The organism is Paenibacillus sp. TAB_01 (assembly GCF_043945595.1).
In the GTDB taxonomy this organism is placed as follows: Bacteria; Bacillota; Bacilli; order Paenibacillales; family NBRC-103111; genus Paenibacillus_S.
On sequence record NZ_JBIFNP010000001.1, the window covers coordinates 2,888,929 to 2,906,178 of the forward strand.

Consider the following 17,250-nt stretch of genomic DNA (forward strand, 5'->3'; position numbering starts at 1 on the left):
TAATTACGTCGACAAGCTGCAGGTTGCTCATGGCTTCCGGCGATCTGCCGGACCTTATCTACAACTGGGGCGGCGCCGATTCCAATATGGAAACTTGGGCACAGAACGGTCTGCTCGCCCCGCTCGACGACAAAATCGCCCAATACCCGAACCTGATGAAAAACATCACGAAAGAAATGTGGGACGGAGTCAGGTCGGTGAACGACGGCAAAATTTACATCGTACCGCGCACGAACGTCGTCAATCATTGGGGCTACATGATTAACCAGACGTGGCTGGACAAGCTGAATTTGAAAGCGCCGACTACGCTCGACGAGTTTACGAACGTGTGCAAGGCCTTTACGCAGAACGACCCCGACGGCAACGGCAAAGCGGATACGTATTGTGTCAGCTTCTCCAACCCGACGCTCGGCTCCAACACGATTTGGAACTCGTCCAACTTCCTTGCATCCGCGTTCAGCCTGCCGATCGTGAATGGAGCGAAAGATACGGACGGTACGTACAAAATCCGGGAGAAAATGTCCGGTTACCTCCCATTCCTGGATTACTTGAAACAGCTGAACGACGAGAAACTGATCGATCCGGAGTTTCTGGTCAACAAAATTTATGTCGATCAGGACAAGTTGAACCAGAACCGCATCGGCATCAACTATGCGCATCAGTATACCGTGATGGGCAACCTGTCCAAGGACCAGGAATCGGACAAAAAGTTCACGTACCACGCCGTATTGAAGAACAGCAAAGGCGTGGCGAACGATTGGGTGACCCCGGCGACGTGGGGCGGCTGGATGATCCCGGCCTCGTCGAAGCATGTGGACGATGTCTTGAAGTTTTTGGACTGGGGCAATACAGCGGAGGCCAATACCTTGTTCCAAATCGGCATCAAGGGACTTACCTATGACAGCTACGACCCGGCTACGAAGAGCATCTCGCGTACCGCCGACCAAACGACGAAGCTTGCCAGCACGACGAGTACGTATATGACGCTTGCCAATGCCATTAACGGTGAACCGGCACTCATCGAGAACGCCGATACGCCCGAGCGGCTGAACAAATACAAGGCGCAGCTGGACGATGCGATGAAGCTGATGACCGTCATCAACGTGCCGGCCGTACGTTCGCCGAAAATTTTGAATTTGAACAAAACGATTCCCGATCTCGTGAAGAAGAAGGACGATCAGGAGATGAAGTATATTCTCGGAACGATTTCGCTGCAGCAATTCAAAGACTTCTTAGAGAAGGAATGGTATCCGGCCACCGCCGATGCGGAGAAGGAATACGTCGACTATATGAACAAGCTGGGCAAATAGGAGCGGCTGTCCTGCCCGCAGAGGGCTTACCCGGCCGATGAGCCGGGGGCGTCCATTTTGTTTGCCGACCATACGTTACGGAGGAGATAATGCCATGTCCAAGAACACGAACGAAACTATCATAAGCCCGCTGCATTCCAGTCCGGTCATCCGCCGTCATCCGGCTAATCCGCTGCTGGCGCCGAAGGACGTGCCTTACGGTCCGGCAATGGTGTTCAATGCGGGTGTTGCCAAATACGAGGGCAAATACGTGATGGTATTCCGCAACGATTACGGCGATGCCGCAGCGGAAACCATCGAGCCCGCCGGCACGACGAACCTGGGGTTGGCATTTAGCGACGACGGCGTGCATTGGGACGTACAGCCCCAACCGGTCTGGTCCTGGAACGATGAAGAGGTAGTGAGGGTATACGATCCGAGATTAACCGTCATCGACGGAAGATGCTATATGTGCTTTGCGGTCGATACGAAGCACGGGGTGCGGGGCGGCATTGCCGTCACGGACGATTTCCGCAGCTACGAAGTGCTCAGCATGTCCGTACCGGACAACCGTAACATGGTGCTGTTCCCGGAGCGAATCGGCGGCAAGTATGTCCGCTTGGAACGGCCGTTTCCGGTATACGGCCGCGGCGGCGTTGACCGCTTCGACACGTGGCTGAGCGATTCGCCCGACCTGCGCTACTGGGGCGGCTCCAAGCTCGTGCTCGGCGTGGAGGACGTGCCGTTCGCCAACGATAAGGTCGGCCCGGGCGCACCGCCGATCAAGACCGCGAAGGGCTGGCTGACGACGTTCCACGCCGTCGATATCGACCGAAGCCGCGGCAAGAACGGCTGGGAGCCGGCGTGGAAGAAGCGCTATTCAGCCGGCATCATGCTTCTCGATCTCGACGACCCGAGCCGGATCGTGGGCATGAGCAATACGCCGCTGCTCGCTCCGGAAGCGGCGTACGAGACGTCCGGCGGGTTCCGCAACGATGTGATTTTTCCCGGGGGGATGATCCTGGAGCCTTCGGGAGAGGTGAAAATTTATTACGGGGCGGCGGATACGGTGGAATGCTTGGCGACCGCCCATGTGGACGATCTGCTCCGGCTGTGCCTGTAGGCGCGGCTGGCATTACAATGGGAAGGTGTGGAGAAATTGACCTTACAGACGCAAAGAATGGAATTCGAAGCGGCAAAAAAGATCTATGAAAGTGCGACCCTGGTATTTCACGGCGTCGATGGTTTTGACGTCTACAATATTTCAATTCCGTTCATACGGGATGGGAAGCGCTATTTGTTCGGGCGGGTCGAACGCCGCGAGGAATGGGCCCGCTCCTGGGTCCGCCTGTTCGAGGAGACGGGACAGGATGAATCGGACCGTGGTGAAAGACAGCATGGTCTATACGCTGGAGGACCCTATATCACCGAGATCGGTGATGAGCTTGTCATGGGCGGGACTCATGTGCAGTATCAGAGTGGCAAATACAGCACATTTTTCGGCTATTTCTTCCGGGGCACCGACCTTCACAATTTATACTACTTCACGACCGGACCTAACAAAATGAAGGATATTCGCCTTGTTCCGCTGTCGGACGGCAGGATCGGCATCTTCTCGCGTCCGCGCGGCGCGGGGATGAGAGCCAAATATGGAAGCGAGTCCATGATCGGCTTCACGGTCATTGACAGACTGGAAGAGCTGACGGCGGACGTCATCGAGAACGCCCCGTATATTTACGGCATCTTCGGGGAAGGCGAATGGGGAGGCGTGAATCAGGCATATTTGCTCGACTGCGGCAAAGTCGGCGTCATCGGTCACATTTGCTACCTGGATAAGGATGAGCACGGTGGGGAAGTGAAGGTGTACCTAAACATGTCCTTCATCTTCGATCCGGCCACCCGAGAGTCGTCGGACCTTCAGGTGATCGGAAGCCGTTCCTGCTACCCGCCTGGACCTGCCAAGGCGCCGCACTTGGTCGACTGCGTGTTTACTTCAGGCATCGTGATGCGTCCGGACGGCAAGGTCGATCTTTACAGCGGCATTGGCGACTGCCAGGCGGGGCGTATTACGATCGACTATCCGTTCGCAGGGCATGGGAATCTTGTCTAGAAGAGAAAAAGAGGAATGACTGCGAATCCCGCAGACATGCAGAAGCTGTGACGATACAACGGGTACGGGAACGGTTTCCGTGAAGTGTGACCCCGCTTGGATGATGGCGACGATTGGCGGTTAAAGACTCTCCATTGTGTTCATTAGGTAAATAGAAAAGGAAACCTGCCGGGGCAAGTGAACCCGGCGGGTTTCTTCGTATATTGGGCAAGGCGCAAGGTACTTCTGCCTTTTAGCGTTTGAGCGGAATGGCTTGACATCACATTTTTGATTCTAAATTGAAATGCTTCCTTTATAATGAAAAAGGAAGATGTTTTTGGGGGGAAGGCGTTGATGTCCATATGTCACCAAAGCAGAACAAAGTGGAAGAAACGGAAGTCAGAGTAGTTCCCTATGATTCCAGCTGGTCTATTTTGTTTGAGCAAGAAGCTGATCGCATACGAAACGTAATTTCTGATATCGTCATGTCAATCGAACACTTTGGCAGCACCTCAGTACCCGGACTGGAGGCTAAGCCGATTGTCGATATTTTGGTTGGGACGCCGTTAGGTGTTCATCTGAATGATGCTCATATAGAGGCTCTTGCGAAACTGAAGTATGAATTTCTAAGAGAAGACGGGCGAAGACCCGGTCGATATTTCTTCCGCAAAAGAGAGTCGAATCCATGTAATATTAGCATCGTACCTTTCGATGGCGATTTATGGAGAGACAATATTTTGTTTCGTAATTACTTGCGTGTACATCCCGATGAAGTACGTCGTTATGCTGCAATTAAGAGAGAGGCGGCACAAGCATCACCCGATAGCTTCTTGGGTTATCAGAATTACAAACGCTCTTTCGTAGAGGAAATGAAGGAGCGGGCACGAGCATGGACCGCTAGTTCTGACAATACACAAGGATAATCAGGAGTACATAACATAACAGCGGCCTGAGATTTTGATTTTAGTTCCAAAAGCATTGTAGTGAATATGGACGGCTAAACCGTAAAAGAAACGCTTGGACTTCCAAGCGTTTTTTGCTTATAACGATACACTTGTTAAGATTATAAGAACCTATTGGATATGAATTCGGACATTTGTCCCCCTGAATCAGATGATTGTCACCGTTGCGCGAGAAGCCCGGCATATTCAGCGGGGGCAGGTTGGATTATTGTTCCCCTAAATCGGATGATTGCTCCGTGTTAGCGGCCCGTCAAAACGTTTATAATCCCTTTATGTAAGCGATTGCATATATTGAAAAGGGAGGCAGTACAAGCTATGAAAAAATGGACAGCAACAGCTCTGCTGGCTTGTCTGGTTGTAAGCGGATGCGGCAATGCGGGGGAACAGGACGCTTCCGGAGCCGGCGGGAAGAAGCCGGTGGAAATTACTTTTACCATCTTCGACGACGGTCTGGGGGTCGACAAGAAGCTGGTCGATGAGTATAACCAATCGCAAAACGAGGTGAAGGTCACCTATAAACCGGTTCCGAACTCTGAATACAAGGACCGCTTGACGACGTGGCTGGCGGCAAGCGACGATTCGCTGGACGTGATCGGGCTGGACATTGTCTGGATCAGTGAGTTCGCCAAGGCCGGCTGGATTCAGCCGCTCGACCCGTTGATGGACGATGCTTTCAAGACCAAGGTGACAACCGGGCTGTTGAAGGGACCGTCGGAAGCGATGAATGTAAACGGAGCCTGGTATGCTCTCCCGTGGAACTCTACGGCGGGCATGCTGTACTACCGCAAAGATATTTTGGAGAAAGAGGGTTTGAAGCCGCCGCAAACATGGGATGAACTGTACGATCAGGCCAAGCAGCTCGGTCAAAAATACAATATGAACGGATATGTCGGCCAGTTCAAGCAGCATGAAGCGATCGTCACGAATGCGCTGGAGATCATGGAATCCTACAACGGTCATTTCCTGGATGGAAGCGGCAAGGTTGTCGTGAATTCGCCGGAGAACCTCAAAGCGATGCAGATGATGCTGAAGCTTAAGGATGTTATGCCGGCAGGGGTGAATACTTATGTGGAAAAAGAAAGCCAGGAAGCGTTCCTGAACGGAAACGCCGTATTCTTGAGATCCTGGAACAGCGCATGGCCGCTCGTAGAGAAGGAGGGCAGCGCGGTGAAAGGGAAAGTGGACGTCTCGCCGCTGCCTAAAGGCGATAACGGCAAACCGGCTTCTACGCTGGGAGGCTGGAACCTGGGAATTACCAAAACCACCAAGCATCCGAAGGAATCGTTCGAATTTATGAAGTGGCTGATGGATGCCAAGCAGCAGAAGGTAAAAGTGATCGAAGGCGGCCGTCTTCCGACGGACGTGACGCTGTACCAGGATCAGGAGATCATTTCCCGGAATCCTTCGGTCATTCCGTTCTATCAAGTGCTGATTAACGGCGTTTCCCGTCCTAAGTCGGCAAATTACGGCAAGGTGAGCGAAACGATTCAACAGGAGCTTTCCCTTGCTTTTAACAATAAAAAAACGCCGGAACAGGCGCTGGCCGATATGCAGAAGAAGCTGGAAGAAATCCAGAAATAGTACGATGAACCACCCCCTCTGCCTGACAGCAGGGGGGATATCTTTGGCAAGAAAGAGATGATAGGATGAAAGCCTCGTTGACTTATCTGGAGAGGAAAAAAGCATTATGGGGCGGCGTGTTCGTAGCTCCTGCAATCATACTGATTTTGCTCGTTGCGGTTTATCCCTTAGTGCAGACGGTAAAGCTCAGCTTTTACGAATACTCGCTGCTGGCCGTTCAGGATCAGAAGTTTATCGGTTTGAAAAATTACTATACGCTGGTTCAAGATACCCGGTTTTGGAATTCACTGCTTAATACGTGCCTGTTCTCTCTCGCCAGCGTATTTTGCGAGCTGGTGCTCGGTCTCATACTCGCGCTCATCATGAATTTGCCGTTTCGCTATATCGGCGTCGTTCGGGCGGCAGCCTTGGTGCCTTGGGCAATCCCTTCCGTAGTTTCGGCGACGATGTGGCTGTGGTTATATAACGATCAATGGGGCTTTATCAATATCTTTTTGGAGAAGATCGGGGTAATCAGCCAATTTCATGCGTGGCTCTCGAATACGGACAGCGCGCTTGGAGCGGTTATTATTTCAGACGTTTGGAAGACGACGCCGTTTATGGCCCTTCTTATTTTGGCCGGACTTCAAATGATTCCCAAAGATATGTATGAGTCCGCATCCGTAGACGGGGCCTCGCGGCTTCGGCAATTTATGGCGGTCACCCTGCCTATGATTAAACCGACCATCCTTGTCGCCGTTCTGTTCCGGACGCTCGACAGCTTCCGCGTTTTCGATTTGATCTACGTCATGACGATGGGCGGGCCGGGGAATGCGACGGAAGTTACCAGCTTGTACGCCTACAAGACGTTATTCAAAAATTTGGATTTCGGCTACGGGTCGACGATCGCAGTATCGATTCTTATAATTATCGCGCTTATTAGCAGCGTGTACATTTGGACTTTATCGGAAAAAGAGGAACGTACATGAAGACTAACATTTGGGGAAAAACCGCTTTATTCGCCCTTGTCGCCGCAGCCGTTCTAGTTACGGTTTTTCCGTTCTACTGGATTACGAACGCTTCATTTCATAATGAACGGCTGCTGTATAACGTCAACGATATCCATTGGTTTCCGGATTTCACCTATTGGGTGAATTATATCGATATTTTTCAAAAACGAAATTTTTTGAGAAATATGCTGAACAGCTTTATGGTGGCGAGTATGAGCATGCTGATCGCGCTCGGCGTCTCCTCCATAGCGTCCTATGCACTTGCCAGAATCAAATTTCCGGGCGCCAAATTCGTGCTTTATTTCGTGCTAGCCATCTCCATGTTTCCGGCTATGGTCATCATCTCGCCGCTTTATTTTCTGCTTCAAAAGCTTGGCTTGATGAATTCTTACGCGGCGCTGATCCTGCCGTATATCGCGTTTACGCTGCCGTTTTCGCTATGGAATCTGACGACCTTTTTCCGGAAGCTTCCGAAAGAGCTGGACGAATCGGCCGAGGTGGACGGCAGCACGCCGTTTCAAACCTTTTACAAAATAATGCTGCCGCTCGTTGCTCCCGGCATGTTTACGACGGCGATTCTTGTGTTTATTTCCGCATGGAATGAATTTCTGTTCGCCGTCACGTTTATTTCCAAAGATGCGTTTAAAACGATGCCGGTCGCGATTGTCGGGATGCCTTCCGATTACGATGTACCGTGGGGGCAAATTTCCGCCGCTTCCTTCATTTCTACGATTCCGCTCGTGATTATGGTTTTGCTGTTCCAAAAAAGAATTATTTCCGGATTGACTTCGGGAGCCGTAAAGGGATAGACTTTGGACATACAGCATTGCATATGACATCCGGGCGTGGAGGTTCGCCGTGAAAATTCGCGTAAGGTTAATTCTGTCTTTCCTCGGCATGGCTATTGTGCCGTTAAGCGTTGTGAATGTATTCGTTTATCATAAATTCGCCGGCAGCAGCGAGAGTCAGGCGACGGCCTCCGCCCAGGCCTCGCTGCGGCAGATCGGCAGCAATGTAGATACTTATATGAAGGACATGGAGTCCATCGCCAAAGTCGTCGTGCTGAACCGCTCCATTTCCGATTGGCTCCATCAGGCTCCGCTGGAGAAGTCCGAGGAAACTGCGGTCAATCTGGAAAAGCGGTACAAGGACGATTTGGACATCCGTCATTTCTTAACCGCGCAAAAGGGAAGCCGCCCGTATATCGACGGTATTCATATTCTTTCCATGAACGACCGGTCTCATCGGCTTCTGGTCCGCTCCGGAACCAACGTCGATTTGAAGCCGGATCTGATCGTCAGACAGCCGTGGTGGCCGGAAGTGCTGCAGGAAGGGAATGCCAGCATTTTTGTCGCCCCGCATAAGGCTGATTATTTTGATTATGGCGTCCCTGTGTCCGAGAGCATCGATATGTTCTATCCCATTCCTTATCCTTTGAAAGCGAAGGATAAAGAGTGGGTTTTTGTACATATGTCCGCAGATCTGCTGCTTGAGGAGTTTTCCAACGGCATCGGCTTCTCGGGAGAGAAGATCGGCTTGCTCGATAAGGAAGGGCAGGTGATACTCGGCTCCCGCGATGTGCTGGCCCCGTCATCGGAGAGCCTGATCATTTCCCATGTTTCGTCGGTTACCGGCTGGACGCTGACCGCGAGCATTCCTTATGACCAGCTGTACCGGTTCACCCGGCAGACGCGCGACGTCACGCTTGCCATTACGGCAATCGCTTGCTTGCTGGGATTGGCGCTTGCCGTCGCCCTGTCCAAGCACGTGCTGAAACCGCTTCAGCTGTTAAGCCATTCTATCCGTCATATTCAAACCGGATTTTTCCAATCGCGGGTCAAGGTTTTGGCCAATGATGAAATCGGCGAGCTCAGCAGCTCTTATAATGAAATGCTGAACACGTTGGAAGCGCTGCTTAAACGGGTTCAGGAGGAGGAGCACGCCAAAAAGGACGCCGAATTGAAAGCGCTGCAGTATCAAATCAATCCGCATTTTTTGTACAACACGCTGAACTCGGTCCAGTGGCTCGCCGTCCTGCATGGCGTCCCTCAAATTAAAGAGCTGATTACTTCGTTAATCAAGCTGCTGCAATCCAGCTTAGGGAAGAAGGGGCCTTTCCAGACGCTATCCGAAGAGCTTGAAGAGCTGCGCCATTATATTGCCATTCAGCAGTACAGGTTTGGGTCCGATTTATCCGTTGACTTCGATGTGGACGCGGATACGGCGCATTGTATCGTACCGCGAATGATCCTGCAGCCGCTGGTGGAAAACAGCATTTTTCACGGGCTGGAGGACGGAGTCGGACATATATGGATCCAAGTCCGCAGGGAAGGGCAGGCGCTGATGGTATCCGTTATGGATGACGGGGTCGGGATGACGCCGGAAGCTATCGAAAGCCTGCTGGCAAAGGACGATGCTTTTCCCGGAAAATTCAGCGGCATCGGCATTCATAATGTGGCGGAAAAAATCAAGCGGCTGTTCGGAAGTCCTTATGGAATCAGTATTATGAGCGAGATCGGACAAGGCACCAAGATAATCATCCACTTGCCTGTAAAGGAGGGATGAGCCATGTGGAAGGTGATTATCGTGGACGATGAAGTTTTGGTGCGGCGCGGGCTTTCAGTGACCATTCCCTGGCTCAAATACGATATGCAGGTGGTAGGCGACTATTCCAACGGCGTGAAAGCGCTGGAAGCCATGGCCTATCTCGAGCCCGACGTTGTCATCACGGATATCCGCATGCCGCAGATGGACGGCCTGACCTATCTTAAAGCGATCCGCGAGTCTTATCCGGAAACGGTAACGGTTATTTTAAGCTGTCATGACGATTTTGCGTATGCCAAAGAAGCGATTCATTTGGGGGCCGTCAATTATTTATTGAAAACGTCCATGGACGAAGCGGAAGTGAACCTTGCCTTAAGGAAAGTACAGCAAAGCCTCGAAAAGCGAAAAAACGTAGATGATTTGCTGCGTCAGGCGGAGCAGATCCGCAGCCTTGAACGACAAGACGAGCTGCGCGCCGCATTCAAGAGCGATTTGCCGTCCGCATCGTCCGCTGTAAGGCGTTCTCCCGCAGACTCGGGCTGCTTCCTGCTGCTTATGGCGAAGCCTGTTCATTCGGCGGGAAGCGGCTCGCTGTTCGCGGGCTGCCGTCGGCTGGAACAACTGTACGGCAGCGAAAGCGAATGGTATTGTGCATTGGACGAGGAAGAATGCCTGCTGGTTGTACTGAAGGTTCCTGCAACGCTGTCTTCTTTGGACATCCAGCGGACGGGGCACATTTGGTCGAATCGGCTGCTTCAGCTGTTCGATTGCCGGAGGGAGGAGCTGTACGTCGGCGTATCCGCGCCATTTGCTTCGCTGGCGACGGCCCGGCAAGCATCGGAGGAAGCGGGCCGTGGCCTGGAAGCCTTCTTTTACGACGAAGGAGATAGAAGCTTCTATACCGGAGAAGCAGCGTACGCCGCATTGGAGACGGCAGATGTCCTGTTTACCGGTGACCGACGCCAACAGTTTCTTGAGGCGCTTAGAATGCGCTCTCCGCAAGAAGTAAGATCGGTGTATCAGAAGTTATCCGTCTTATGGAAGCCAGGAGTATCGTCCGCTGCCGTCAAAGAGATGGCGGCCGTCATGGTCGACATGATCCGGCTGGAGTGCGGCGGCCCGCTATCGTCTCCTATGGGGGCGGCTATTTCCGAGTTCCGGGAAATGAGCAGACTGTCCGGCTTGCTTGCCCGGATCGGACGCGAAATCGATGTATGGGAACAGCGGATCCAAGCTTCCGGCAGCTCCTCGCTGCGCCCGGAAATTCAGAAAGCCGTACAATTTATTCAGCGGCATTTGCAGGAAGAACTGAAAATGCAGGATGTAGCCGAGCATGTCGAGCTCAGCCGGAGTCATTTCAGCGCATTGTTTAAGCAAGCATTGGATAAAACCTTCCTTGAATATGTCATGGAAAAAAGAATGGAACGGGCGATGGAACTCATAAGAGAGGGCTCCAAAAAAATGTATGAAGTCGCCTACGAGGTAGGATTTTCCGACTATAAATATTTTACGCGCTGCTTCAAGGAGCATACGGGAGCGACTCCGAAGGAATGGCGGGAGCGGCTGGCTTATGAAGCTGCGGCCGGCTCGGTTCAAGAAATGGCGGTAAGACAAGGATGAGACGGAAGCGAGAGTTTTATGTACGGTCGGGGCTCGCCGCCGCTCTGGCACTTTTGCTTGTAACGGCAACGACCGCTTGCGAATCTAAGGGGAAGCCGGAAGCTTCGCCCGATCCGGGGCAAGTGACGACGATCGCCTTCTCCGCGCCGGAGACGGGAACGGGAACCGCACAAAGATTGGCGGAAGCCTTTATGCGGCTTCACCCCGAGATCAAAGTGAACATTACCCAATTGCCGCCGGTTTCATCGATGCATGACGAGTATGTGAATAAACTTGTCAGCGGCGATAAAGATATCGACTTGTTCGCGATGGACGTCATCTGGATTAAGGAGTTCGCTTCCGCCGGCTGGCTGGCTCCGTTAACCTCTTATTTCAGCCAAGATGATTTGAAGGATATTATCGATGTTCCGCTTGAAAGCGTCTATTCGCAAGGGACGATGTACGCCCTTCCGTGGTATGCCGATATGGGGATGTTATTTTACCGTAAGGATTTGCTGGAGCAAATCGGGCAGCCGCCCCGCGGACCTGGTCGGAGCTGATAGAGCAGTCCAAGCTGCTGCAGCAAAAGGGTCTTACAGAGTACGGATATTTGTTCCAAGGCAACGCTTACGAGGGCTTGACGCTCAACTTTCTGGAACAAATGTGGAATAACGGAGGGGACATTCTCGAAAACGCGGGACATTGGAAATTGGACGAACCCGAAGCGGTGGAAGCTCTGGCTTTTATGCAGCGCCTCTTGAAGGAGGGGATCTCTCCGCCGAGGGTACTGAGCTTAAAGGAAACGGAGTCCAGAGAATGGTTTCTGCAAGGGAAGTCGGCCTTTCTGCGCAGCGGTCCTATCGTATGGGGCTTAGCCAAAAACGGGGACTATCCCGTTCAAGGAAAAATCGGCATCGCGCCGCTGCCCGTCGGACCTCGCGGGACTTTGGGAGGAGCGGGACTGGGAGGCTTCAGTATCGGCATGAACGCCCATATTACGGAGCCGCGCCGACTGGCGGCCATTCAATTTCTTAAATTTTTGATTGGCGGACAGGCACAGAAGCAAATCGCCATGAACGATTCCAGGATGCCGGCTGCCAACCGGCCCTATCAGGATCCGGACGTCCTTGCGTTTAATCCGTATTACCCGGAGATTGAAGCCGTGCTGAAGCATGCGCGCTTTCGCCCGAGGGTGGCGCAGTACTCGGAAATTTCGTCTGTCCTGCAGATCGGCTTGCATGATGCTTTGACAGAGGAGCGCAAAGCCGATGAAGTCATTCAAGCATTGAATCGTATCCTGCAGCAGCTGCCGGCGAATAGCGGCAGTGAATAGCTTATGGATAAAGCAAGAGATACACGGACAAGAAGTCGCATAATTGCGGCTTTTTTCTCATTTTAACGATAAATTGATCCCGATGCAGTTTGACCTTTTCCAGATAATCGGCAATTATCGATGAATTGTTGATTAATCCACATATCGGATGGAATTGATTATTGCAACCATTTGGATTCGGTTTAGAATGTAAACGTGAGTTGATTAAACAATCCATGTTCACTTCGTTTGGAGGTCTTGAAATGCTTATTTTTATATTGTCTGTTGGCGTTTTCGGGATCTTAAATACCGAAATGGGGGTTATCGGGATCTTACCCTCCATTGCGGAACACTACAATGTAAGTATTTCCCAAGCGGGTTGGCTGGTGAGCCTTTTTGCCATAGCAGTAGCCGTGTCGGGTGCAACCATGCCGTTATTGTTTTCGGGGATCAATCGGAAGAAGGTCATGTTACTCGTACTTGGCATTTTCGTAGCGGGAAATGTGGTCTCCATCTTCGCATCAAGCTTTGCCGTTGCATTAATTGCACGTGTAATACCGGCCTTTTTTCATCCCGTTTATTGTTCCTTGGCGTTCAGCGCAGCTGCCGACTCGGTTCATGCGGAAGAAGCCCCCAAAGCAGTTTCCAAAGTTTTCATTGGCGTATCGGCCGGTATGGTCATCGGTGTACCCATCGCAAGCTTTATTGCCAGTGCAGCTTCTTTAGACATGGCGATGGTATTCTTTGCCGTTGTAAATATGATGGTATTTCTTGCTACATTACTATGTGTACCGTCTATGCCTGTGAAGGAGAGGCTTTCTTACGGGGCTCAATTGTCCGTTTTAAGAAAATCCATGACTTGGCTGTCCGTCGCCGCCGTCATTTTATTAAATTCAGCCGTTTTCGGGGTGTATAGTTATCTTGCGGAGTATCTAAAAACGGTCACGAATATGTCTTCGAATGCAATTAGTATCATGTTATTTATTTACGGCGGAGCCAATATTGTTGGAAATGTAGCCGCAGGAAAGCTGCTGACTAATCATGCTATCAAATCCGTCATCGCTGTTCCGTTTGTATTGGGGGCTGTTTACCTCGTGTTGTTCTTCTTTGGACAGTTTAGCGTTCCGATGGCTATCCTTACTTTAATCTGGGGGATATTGGCGGGGATCGGGGGAAATATCAATCAGTATTTGATGATGTCCGCAGCTCCGGAAGCTCCTGATTTCGCTAATGGCTTGTTTTTAACGTCAGCCAATTTAGGGACAACCTTCGGTACAGCCATAGGCGGGTTATTTATTTCAGGCATGGGTATACAATACGTCGTCATCGTGGGATTGCTTTCGTTGATACTGAGTATAGTAACCATTGGGCTAAGAAATCACATGTCTGCCTCCACACGGCAGCTTTCAAGATAAGGGCTTAACGACGGCAAGAGCGCCCTGACAAATTGGCAGGACGCTCTTGATTTACCTGGACTACAGGCTTCTCTCCAACAAGGCCCCGACTTGTTGGGCTATTGCTTGAGGCGGGGAGGGCATCCCGTTTCTGATCCACCATTCAATGACGCCTACATAGGCGTTCCCGGCATACTGAAGCATAACGTCTTCGCTTAAATCGGTATTTCTTCCGCTTTCTTTATCAATCTCCCCTGTGAATCCTTCTATAACATAATTAAAAAGCCGCGTTCTAAATGAAGGAGCCCCTTGACTCGCTAGCATGGTCGAAAAAAACAAATAATTTTTTTCGAAATATTCGAAAAAAGGTAAAAGAGCATTGCTCCAATCCAGTCTGCAGGCCCATTCACCCATCTCCCTTAATTCGTTAATATGCGCTTCTATAAGCTTGTCCAATAGATCATATTTGTCCTGATAATGAAGATAAATGGTACCGCGGTTGATGTTTGCCCGGTCGGCAATATCCTGAATTGTGATGTCATCGAAATTTTTTTCGGTCATCAGTTCAATGACAGCCTTTTTCATAGCTTCTTGTGTTTTTAAAACTCTCCGATCCACTTTGGCCATTGTAAATATCCTCCAAGCTTTCTTGAAAAATTACATATTCGATCAGGTTGTTGAGAAACCAACCTATCACGGTTCTTTAACGATTAAAATTGCAAATCCACTAACATAATAATGGACGCAAGTTGAATAATCAACTGAAACTGATTAAAGCTGTGATGCTGTTTCAATTGATGCAGCAAATATTCCTCGGTGTCCTGGTAGCGAACCTTGCCAAAAATTAATAAACAATAGATATGAATTTGTCTAGTAATCAACGAATCACGCTCTTTTAACCATTGATAGCAGCTTGTTTTAATTTATAATTATAAACAGGTGTTGATTATTTTGTTATTTAATTTAGAGATTTCAGGAGGTTATTACAATATGATTACTGCTCATGCGCGTGCTGCATTCAATCCGGAAGGCCCGTTTAAACTTACTACAATCGAGCGTAGGGAGCTTCAACCGCACGATGTTCTCATTGAGATAAAGTACGCTGGAATTTGCCATTCCGACATTCACACGGCTCGCGGCGAGTGGGGGCCGGTTAACTATCCTCTCGTTCCAGGTCACGAGATCGCTGGAATTGTAGCTCGGGTTGGTTCGGAGGTCACCAAGTACGCCGTAGGCGATCGGGTAGGCGTAGGCTGTATGGTTGACTCCTGCGGCGAGTGCGTTAATTGCCATAATGGGGAGGAGCAGTACTGCCTGGATGGAATGACGGGCACCTATGGTGCTACGGATCGCTACGGGCAATATACGCAAGGTGGTTATTCCACCCACATCGTCGTAACCGAGGATTTCGTAGTTCGAATTCCTGACGGAATCGAGCTTGATGCTGCCGCGCCCCTTTTGTGTGCCGGCATCACAACGTACTCGCCGCTGCGCCATTGGGGCGCTGCTCCCGGCAAGAAGGTTGCGATTGTTGGACTAGGCGGGCTGGGACACATGGCAGTGAAGCTCGCTCACGCTATGGGAGCGGAGGTAACGGTACTATCACAATCATTAAAGAAAAAAGAAGACGGTTTGCGGCTTGGCGCGGACCATTATTATGCCACAAGCGATCCGGAGACGTTTAAGAAACTGGCGGGTTCGTTTGATCTCATCGTGAATACGGTGAGCGCAACAATCGATATCAGTGCCTTTCTTTCGCTGCTGACGCTGGACGGTACAATGGTCAATGTTGGTGCGCCGGCGGAGCCGTTGTCTGTTAACGTATTCTCCCTTATCGGTCATCGCCGGTCATTTGCCGGATCGATGATCGGCGGCATTCGCGAAACGCAGGAAATGCTTGATTTCTGCGCTGAACATAGCATCGCACCTGAGATCGAGGTGATTTCCACCAATCAAATCGATGAAGCCTGGGAGCGTGTGCTGGCTTCAGATGTCCGGTATCGGTTCGTAATCGACATCAGCACGATGGAGAATGAATAACTATTATCCTAGCGAATACGAGGGGCACGCCTGCACAGGTGTGCCTCTTCACTTGAAAGAATTCGGCGGGTTCATGACGGACCGGATCAATATCTTCCAGCGGTCTCCTTCAGCCGCCAAAAAATAAGCAGGAGGCTTAACTATGAATCGGATTGAAAAAAGCCAAAAAATATATAAAGAACTATTCGGAGATGGAGTGCCGGCGGCCTATGCTGCCGATCCGGAATTTCAAGATATTTTAAGCCGCTTCATTTTTGGGGAAGTTTTTTATCAAGGCGGCCTCGATAACAAGCAGCGGGAGCTTATTACTGTAGTGGTGCTTGCAGCCAATCAAACGTTGCCTCAGCTCAAGGCACATACTCATGCCGCGTTGAATGTCGGACTCACACCGGTCGAAATCAAAGAAGCCATTTACCAATGTGCGCCATACCTTGGATTTCCCAAAACGTTGAATGCCATCACTGAAGTCAACGAAGTCTTCCAAGCCAGAAATATTGCCTTGCCGCTTGAGAGCCAAAAGCAGGTTGAAGAAGAGAATCGGCTCGACAAGGGACTGGCCGTGCAGGTAGAGATTTTCGGGGATATCATTACCAAAATACGGGAGAGTGCTCCATCCAATCAAAAACATATACAGGACTATCTCTCAGCCTTCTGCTTTGGCGACTTTTATACCCGCGGAGGCCTTGATTTGCAGACACGGGAGCTGCTTACCCTCTGCATTGTGAGCAGTCTTGGCGGCTGTGAGAGTCAAGTCAAAGCGCATGTGCAGGGCAACCTGAATGTGGGCAATGATAAGGCTAGGATGATTACCGCCATCACTCATTGCCTTCCCTATATGGGTTTCCCGAGAACATTAAACGCTTTAAGCTGCGTAAATGAAATTATTCCAGCATAACATATAAGGGAAGTAGGAGATTGAACATGAAGAATGAGCATTTAAGCAATAGCGCAGTCTTCCCATTGGGACAAAAAGTGGAACAGTATTTTACCGGTGACGCCTATTTACAAATGGTGTTTACCGACCCAACACCACTGAATACAGCTATCGGCAATGTCACCTTTGCTCCGGGTGCCCGCAATAACTGGCATTCTCATCACGACGGGCAAGTGTTGTTAGTGACAGGCGGCGAGGGATGGTATCAGGAAGAAGGGAAACCGGCTCAATTACTAAAAACAGGTGATGTGGTAAACATTCCACCCCACGTAAAGCATTGGCATGGGGCTGTGAAGGACAGCTGGTTTGTGCACTTAGCGCTTACGCCAGGGCATACAGATTGGTTAGAACCGGTAACCGATGAAGAGTATAGTAAACTCTAATATATGAAAATAACACGCAAAAACGGCAGCCGATTACGGCTGTCGTTTGTTATAGGTTCCCGGATAGGCAACAGTAGGCTGTATGAAAAGCGTCCTCGCACTTTGACCTCGACGCAAAACGAAAAGAGATAGAA

The 17,250-nt window shown here is 50.6% G+C and carries 15 protein-coding genes and 1 pseudogene; 15 read left to right on the plus strand and 1 reads right to left on the minus strand.

Annotated elements, in window-relative coordinates; genetic code table 11:
- Positions 1-29 precede the first annotated feature (29 nt).
- The 11 genes and pseudogenes from ACHHV8_RS13925 (at position 30) to ACHHV8_RS13975 (ending at position 13,780) form a co-directional block, all read left to right on the plus strand.
- Positions 30-1,310, plus strand: a complete 1,281-nt coding sequence (locus ACHHV8_RS13925) for an extracellular solute-binding protein (protein ID WP_395158825.1) — start codon at positions 30-32, stop codon at positions 1,308-1,310.
- Positions 1,311-1,404: 94 nt separating this feature from the next.
- The gene (locus tag ACHHV8_RS13930) at positions 1,405-2,412 is read left to right on the plus strand and encodes a glycoside hydrolase family 130 protein (protein ID WP_395158827.1); all 1,008 of its coding nucleotides are present in this window, start codon (positions 1,405-1,407) and stop codon (positions 2,410-2,412) included.
- Between the two features lie 36 nt (positions 2,413-2,448).
- Positions 2,449-3,399: a DUF1861 family protein gene (locus ACHHV8_RS13935; RefSeq protein WP_395158829.1), complete on the plus strand. Its 951-nt coding sequence runs from the start codon at positions 2,449-2,451 to the stop codon at positions 3,397-3,399.
- Between the two features lie 341 nt (positions 3,400-3,740).
- Positions 3,741-4,301: a GrpB family protein gene (locus ACHHV8_RS13940; protein WP_395158831.1), complete on the plus strand. Its 561-nt coding sequence runs from the start codon at positions 3,741-3,743 to the stop codon at positions 4,299-4,301.
- A 354-nt stretch (positions 4,302-4,655) separates the two neighbouring features.
- Complete coding sequence (locus tag ACHHV8_RS13945) at positions 4,656-5,921, plus strand: ABC transporter substrate-binding protein (protein WP_395158833.1); 1,266 nt, start codon at positions 4,656-4,658, stop codon at positions 5,919-5,921.
- Positions 5,922-5,986: 65 nt separating this feature from the next.
- Positions 5,987-6,889: a carbohydrate ABC transporter permease gene (locus ACHHV8_RS13950; protein WP_395158835.1), complete on the plus strand. Its 903-nt coding sequence runs from the start codon at positions 5,987-5,989 to the stop codon at positions 6,887-6,889.
- Positions 6,886-7,719, plus strand: a complete 834-nt coding sequence (locus ACHHV8_RS13955; protein WP_395158837.1) for a carbohydrate ABC transporter permease — start codon at positions 6,886-6,888, stop codon at positions 7,717-7,719. Before ACHHV8_RS13950 ends, ACHHV8_RS13955 begins: the two co-directional genes overlap by 4 nt.
- Before the next feature lie 49 nt (positions 7,720-7,768).
- The gene (locus ACHHV8_RS13960) at positions 7,769-9,475 is read left to right on the plus strand and encodes a cache domain-containing sensor histidine kinase (protein ID WP_395158839.1); all 1,707 of its coding nucleotides are present in this window, start codon (positions 7,769-7,771) and stop codon (positions 9,473-9,475) included.
- Between the two features lie 3 nt (positions 9,476-9,478).
- Positions 9,479-11,074, plus strand: a complete 1,596-nt coding sequence (locus ACHHV8_RS13965) for a response regulator transcription factor (protein WP_395158841.1) — start codon at positions 9,479-9,481, stop codon at positions 11,072-11,074.
- Positions 11,075-11,249: 175 nt separating this feature from the next.
- Positions 11,250-12,386 (plus strand): annotated as a pseudogene (locus ACHHV8_RS13970) (ABC transporter substrate-binding protein); the annotation flags it as partial.
- A gap of 242 nt (positions 12,387-12,628) precedes the next feature.
- The gene (locus tag ACHHV8_RS13975) at positions 12,629-13,780 is read left to right on the plus strand and encodes an MFS transporter (RefSeq protein WP_395158843.1); all 1,152 of its coding nucleotides are present in this window, start codon (positions 12,629-12,631) and stop codon (positions 13,778-13,780) included.
- A gap of 60 nt (positions 13,781-13,840) precedes the next feature.
- On the opposite strand, the gene ACHHV8_RS13980 is transcribed toward ACHHV8_RS13975, so the two are convergent.
- Positions 13,841-14,386, minus strand: coding sequence for a TetR/AcrR family transcriptional regulator (locus ACHHV8_RS13980; protein ID WP_395158846.1), 546 nt, complete (start codon positions 14,384-14,386; stop codon positions 13,841-13,843).
- Between the two features lie 363 nt (positions 14,387-14,749).
- Here ACHHV8_RS13980 and ACHHV8_RS13985 point away from each other — a divergent pair, with 363 nt between their 5' ends.
- The 4 genes from ACHHV8_RS13985 to ACHHV8_RS14000 are packed head-to-tail and all read left to right on the plus strand — an operon-like array spanning position 14,750 to position 17,116.
- Positions 14,750-15,799 carry an NAD(P)-dependent alcohol dehydrogenase gene (locus tag ACHHV8_RS13985; RefSeq protein ID WP_395158848.1) on the plus strand — a complete coding sequence of 350 codons (1,050 nt, stop codon included), beginning with the start codon at positions 14,750-14,752 and terminating at the stop codon, positions 15,797-15,799.
- Complete coding sequence (locus tag ACHHV8_RS13990) at positions 15,792-15,926, plus strand: hypothetical protein (RefSeq protein WP_395158850.1); 135 nt, start codon at positions 15,792-15,794, stop codon at positions 15,924-15,926. The genes ACHHV8_RS13985 and ACHHV8_RS13990 overlap by 8 nt, the downstream gene beginning before the upstream one ends.
- Positions 15,927-15,941: 15 nt before the next feature.
- Positions 15,942-16,694 (plus strand): carboxymuconolactone decarboxylase family protein, encoded by a 753-nt coding sequence (locus ACHHV8_RS13995; RefSeq protein ID WP_395158852.1) that lies wholly within the window; start codon positions 15,942-15,944, stop codon positions 16,692-16,694.
- Positions 16,695-16,720: 26 nt separating this feature from the next.
- Positions 16,721-17,116 carry a cupin domain-containing protein gene (locus ACHHV8_RS14000; protein WP_395158854.1) on the plus strand — a complete coding sequence of 132 codons (396 nt, stop codon included), beginning with the start codon at positions 16,721-16,723 and terminating at the stop codon, positions 17,114-17,116.
- Positions 17,117-17,250 lie beyond the last annotated feature (134 nt).

Bases quoted from the DNA above. Each gene is read 5' to 3' on its own strand.
- ACHHV8_RS13995 (WP_395158852.1), top strand. From the start codon at position 15,942: ATGAATCGGATTGAAAAAAGCCAAAAAATATATAAAGAACTATTCGGA.
- ACHHV8_RS13955 (WP_395158837.1), top strand. From the start codon at position 6,886: ATGAAGACTAACATTTGGGGAAAAACCGCTTTATTCGCCCTTGTCGCC.
- ACHHV8_RS13965 (WP_395158841.1), top strand. From the start codon at position 9,479: ATGTGGAAGGTGATTATCGTGGACGATGAAGTTTTGGTGCGGCGCGGG.
- ACHHV8_RS13925 (WP_395158825.1), top strand. From the start codon at position 30: ATGGCTTCCGGCGATCTGCCGGACCTTATCTACAACTGGGGCGGCGCC.
- ACHHV8_RS13980 (WP_395158846.1), bottom strand. From the start codon at position 14,386: ATGGCCAAAGTGGATCGGAGAGTTTTAAAAACACAAGAAGCTATGAAA.
- ACHHV8_RS13930 (WP_395158827.1), top strand. From the start codon at position 1,405: ATGTCCAAGAACACGAACGAAACTATCATAAGCCCGCTGCATTCCAGT.
- ACHHV8_RS14000 (WP_395158854.1), top strand. From the start codon at position 16,721: ATGAAGAATGAGCATTTAAGCAATAGCGCAGTCTTCCCATTGGGACAA.
- ACHHV8_RS13990 (WP_395158850.1), top strand. From the start codon at position 15,792: ATGAATAACTATTATCCTAGCGAATACGAGGGGCACGCCTGCACAGGT.
- ACHHV8_RS13945 (WP_395158833.1), top strand. From the start codon at position 4,656: ATGAAAAAATGGACAGCAACAGCTCTGCTGGCTTGTCTGGTTGTAAGC.
- ACHHV8_RS13985 (WP_395158848.1), top strand. From the start codon at position 14,750: ATGATTACTGCTCATGCGCGTGCTGCATTCAATCCGGAAGGCCCGTTT.
- ACHHV8_RS13975 (WP_395158843.1), top strand. From the start codon at position 12,629: ATGCTTATTTTTATATTGTCTGTTGGCGTTTTCGGGATCTTAAATACC.
- ACHHV8_RS13940 (WP_395158831.1), top strand. From the start codon at position 3,741: ATGTCACCAAAGCAGAACAAAGTGGAAGAAACGGAAGTCAGAGTAGTT.
- ACHHV8_RS13950 (WP_395158835.1), top strand. From the start codon at position 5,987: ATGAAAGCCTCGTTGACTTATCTGGAGAGGAAAAAAGCATTATGGGGC.